The 369-nt window shown below is 59.9% G+C and carries 1 pseudogene; it reads left to right on the top strand.

What is annotated here, in order from left to right:
- Positions 1–369 (top strand): annotated as a pseudogene (locus SB749_RS18855) (hypothetical protein); the annotation flags it as partial.

Here is a 369-nt window from a genome sequence, read left to right on the forward strand (position 1 = left end):
GTTATCGGCGACGAAGGATTGCTGGGTGACCTCACTGGCAATGACGGCCTCTTGGGGGATGTTACCGGCTCCGAAGGATTGTTGGGCGACCTGCTAGGGGACGACGGCCTCCTGGGCGAAATCGGCGCACCTTTGTTCGGACAACCAGTTCAAGGCGATGGCAGTGTTTCCAATGACATTGGCTTGCTCGACCCTGTCGTCGCCGACAATGGGCTACTTGGCAGCGTGACTGGCAATGACGGATTGCTGGGCGACATCACCGGTTCTGAGGGACTGTTGGGCGATATTGTTGGTAACGACGGAGCCCTGGGCGGCTTGACTGGTGGAGATGGCCTGGTCGGACAGCTCACCGGCACCGGATTGTTGGGC

It is taken from the genome of Brevibacterium sp. SIMBA_078, assembly GCF_046534565.1.
In the GTDB taxonomy this organism is placed as follows: domain Bacteria; phylum Actinomycetota; class Actinomycetes; order Actinomycetales; family Brevibacteriaceae; genus Brevibacterium.